The organism is Chitinophaga qingshengii, from assembly GCF_014529935.1.
Lineage (GTDB): Bacteria > Bacteroidota > Bacteroidia > Chitinophagales > Chitinophagaceae > Chitinophaga > Chitinophaga qingshengii.
The window spans coordinates 111,831-116,055 of sequence record NZ_JACVFC010000003.1 but is presented as its reverse complement, the minus strand read 5'-3'; the positions used below and the strand labels follow the sequence as shown (position 1 = coordinate 116,055).

The window sequence follows — 4,225 nt, the reverse complement described above, 5'->3', positions numbered from 1 at the left end:
AACACTATTTAAGAGGGACATCATGCAATAAACATTGGGTAAAAAAGGGTCCGGGACCACCATGCTATACATAGCGGACCTGGGAAAGACCTGTCAGGATCTTTTTGCTCAGGACTTGATATGGATGATTATATACACCAGCAGACGACTTTTATCAGCCGGCACAGATCAAACACAGACAATTTTGGTTTTTACGAATAATGGTATTTGAGACAATGACAAACGGTAAAGTCCGCATGTTGTGGTAATCGCGTAAAATTTCCCATAGGAAAGTATTAAGGTTAGAAAAAGGATATGGGCCTCATTGGTTTCATCCTACAATTCACAGAAATGTTCACATGACTCAGCGGAACAATTCTGTAAACGAAAATAGATAAAGTATACATGACAGGTTGTAGTTACACCCTCAATACCCATGTAGTAGTTATACTACAAGACAAAATCACATCTTAAAAAGATTTATAAATAAAATATACAACGGAAGAAAAATATGCTAATTTAGAGGCGACAAAAGATCTATGCTACCCTCCCTGCCTAACTGAAACGGAAATGACACATGTATTGATAGCAGATGACCATTCTATTGTAAGACTGGGCATAAAACAAATTATCTGCTCCCTGCGCACTGACATGCTGGTTGCAGAAGCCAGAACATTTGACGAGACCATTTCTTTGATTGACGCACAGCATTTCGACCTGCTGGTATTGGACATTAACATGCCCGGCGGCAACAACCTGCAGATGATACAAGCGGCAAGGCTCCGTCAACCTCATTTGAGAATACTGATCTGTTCCGCGTATGAAGAAATACTGTATGCCCTGGACTATGTACAGACCGGTGCGGATGGATATATTGAGAAAAATTCTGTGGATGATGAATTTAAAACAGCCATCCATACGGTATTGGCAGGTGAAAAATATATCAGCAAGGCTGTCCGGGAACAATTGATCAGAAAATACACCAAACAACAGGAACCTCACCACAATCCATTTGCGGTACTCTCCGGGCGGGAGATAGAAGTCATGAACCTATTGATAAAAGGGCTTCCCCTGGTAAAAATTGCGGAGATGCTTCATCTGCAACTCACGACTGTCAGTACTTACAAAGCCCGTATTTTTGAGAAGACCGGGGTAAAAAATGTGATCGCGCTGGTAGAAAAAACGCAGATGTACCACGCCACTACCCATTTTGGCGAAGCTGTAATGAAAGTATAGTCCCGCCATCATCACGGCGGCGGGCCCACAAGCGCGCATGGATGGCCGGCTGCAATTCCTTCACGAGAATGAGTCCTATACCGGTGCTGGCTGAATGGCCTGTCCCGTCATTTTCGGAGTGGTTAATCCAGTCTCTGACCGCCCTCGACATGCCACTACCGGTATCTGCCACATGAATAGTCACCATCCCATCCCCGCTTTCGGCGGATATTTCTATCCCACCCCGGGTAGTGTATTTTACGGCATTATCCAGCAGGTTATGCAGCACTACTGCCAGTAACAACTGGTTTACCACGACGGTCATTTCCGGTGACACCAGGTTCGACAGCGTTATTCCCTTTGCATCGGCCACCGGCCTGAAAATAGCCATCTTTTCTTCCACCAGCGGGAACAATGCTACCGTCTCTGCTGAAAAATCGCCCGCCTGGAAAGTCGTTCGCATGTAATGAATCAGATTATCCACCAGCAGTTGCATACGATACAGGCTCTCATAGGTAACGGTTTTTATTTCATCCTTCTGCGAAGGCTCACTTTTATTAACGCTCAGCAAAAACCGCAGCGGCGTTTTAATATCATGGGTAATAGCGGTAAGCAGGTGTTTGTTCATCAGGCTCTGCTTACGCAGCTGTTCATCCGATTCCTGCAGGATAGCCATGGTTTCCTGCAGTTTCTGCGTGCGGTTGAGCACCTTTAGTTCCAACAGTTTATTCTGGTCCTGGATACGCCGGATACGTATTTTATAGAGCCATATGATCAGACAGATCAGGGCAACCAGGACGGCTATACGAAACCAAACTTTTTCGTAAAACGCTTCCAGGACGTGTACAACGATCACTTTTTCGATATACTGGTCTTTTCCGAATCCTTTCAGCTTCCGGATACGGATACGGTAATTGCCGGAAGACAGGGAAGACAAGGTGATCGTGCGATCGCTGCTCACAGGAAGCCATATACGTTCTTCGTGCCAGTCATCTTTCTCCAGGCAGTAATAAAAATACAGATTCCGCTGGTCGCCAAAATAGGGAGAGCTGACATGCAGTTGAAAAGCTTTAAAATCATTCGGCAGGTCTACATGCTCCCCTCCTCTTGCGGGTTTCCCGTTATGTTCCATCCAGTCCACGAATATGCCTTCGTCGGGTACTTCCATATGAATAGCAGCCGGACTGAAATGCACCAGCCCATCCAATGATGGCAGTGAAATATCGCCATTGTCGTATTTAAAAGCGCAGGGCTGACAGCCGCCGTTGAACTCATTGGTATTAAAACCCTGGTCTTTCCCGAAATAATAATAAAACAAGTCGTGCTGTTTACCGTCTGCATAATCCAGCACATCCTGCCGTTTGACACGGAACAGGCCTTTGTTGGTGGTCAGCCAGCAATACCCCAGGGTATCTTCCGTAATACAATGGGTAGTAGTCATGTACCGCTGACGGTCCAGCGGAAGCGCCACCAGCCGTTCATCGCGGAAAAGGAAAACACCTTTGTTATAAGTCGTAATCCAGATTTCCCGCGGTTTAGGAATGTAGATACTGCGTACATTCCCCTCTTCCAATCCCCGGATCGTATCCGTATGTCCTGACGGCAGCTGAACACGGAACAGGCCTTTGCCGGTACCCACCCACAACAGGCCAGGGATCTTGCCCTCTTTGATATAGGTAACATCGTTCACTCCGGCAGCCAGGAACTTCAATCCCTGACCGGGTTCTGCGGTATTAATATAATAAAGTCCGGGGTACTTGCCTCCTATCCAAAGCTTTCCATCCTGACTGGCATGTACGGGACCAATGAGATAGGGTAATTCGAATTTATATAACACCCGGCTGAAATCGGCAGAGATACCCATCAGGATCATACCATCCCTTCCCCAGTATATGCCTTGCGGATCGCGGGCCAGGGTATATTTCTCCAGGGAATTTTCCTTGTCAGCAGCAAAAGGCAGCCAGTGGTATCCCCCTGTCTGATGGAAAGTGAGGCCGGATGCGGTAACCACCGCATTACCCGGGAAAGGGGCCTGTGCATAGAATACTTCCGCGCCGGAAGCATCCGATTTGTGAACGGTAAATTGCTGGCGGGTACAAATATAAAGCCCTTTGGTAGAGCTGCCCAGGAAAACGCGGCGGTCCTGCTCATCGTAATAGATAGACGTGATATAGGATTCCGGCAGGTTTAAATTCCCCACTACCTGAATACTGCGTATATTCCCATCCGGTAGTGGCTGCAACAGGTAACAGGCATGGTCCGTATAGATGAAAACCTGTCGTGTTACAGGGTTCCACATAAGTTCCAGTTTACATTTGCTGAAGGCCGGGTCTGCCAGCAATTCTCCTGTTAACATGATTTTCAGGGGGTGCTCCCGCATCCATCCTGTAATTTGTCCGTCTTTATCCAGGTAGAAAAGCCGGTTGCCGCAAACAAATAACCGCAGCAGGTCGAGCTGCGGTTGAACGATGCGGTAGTCAGTTGTCCCATTTTTTACATGAGAGATGGTATCGCGGTACACTGAAAAATAACTGTCAGAAGTTTGTGGCAATACCACCGGCAATTTTTTGGCAAAATGCGCGGCATAGTCATCCGGCCATCCGCGAATAGGGTAATAGTCGTGGTTAGTTTCCTTGTATTGCTGGTATTGATACCCCGGCAGCACTTTTCCAATATGCGTGACCGTGCTACCGGACACCGTCAGTATCTCCCCGATGTCATTCTCCACCGCTATGGCGGTATCATTGGGATAAATTCTCGCCATCCGGCTGCTTTTCAGCTCCTTTAAGTTGTCGCTGCTGAAATTCAGGAAATAGTTGCCGTCAAATCTTGCCAGGCCGTTCTCCGTAGCCAGCCACAGAAACCCGTTCTTGTCGGGTACAATGCCTTTAATACTGTTTTGCGGTAAACCATCCTCATCTGTAAAATGCCTGATATGGTAGCGGGCGGTAGTATCCACCGGAAGCGGGGGTGCTGCCGGCAACAGGTTCAATAAACATAGGTGGAGACAAAAAATAAGGTTCATCTACTA

2 protein-coding genes are annotated in these 4,225 nt (G+C 47.2%); one reads left to right on the top strand and one right to left on the bottom strand.

Annotated elements, in window-relative coordinates; all coding sequences use genetic code 11:
* Window positions 1-549 precede the first annotated feature (549 nt).
* Complete coding sequence (locus ICL07_RS20365) at window positions 550-1,215, top strand: response regulator (protein ID WP_188089888.1); 666 nt, start codon at window positions 550-552, stop codon at window positions 1,213-1,215.
* Here ICL07_RS20365 and ICL07_RS20360 read toward each other — a convergent pair.
* Window positions 1,181-4,219: a sensor histidine kinase gene (locus ICL07_RS20360; protein WP_188089887.1), complete on the bottom strand. Its 3,039-nt coding sequence runs from the start codon at window positions 4,217-4,219 to the stop codon at window positions 1,181-1,183. The genes ICL07_RS20365 and ICL07_RS20360 overlap by 35 nt on opposite strands.
* Window positions 4,220-4,225: the final 6 nt, after the last annotated feature.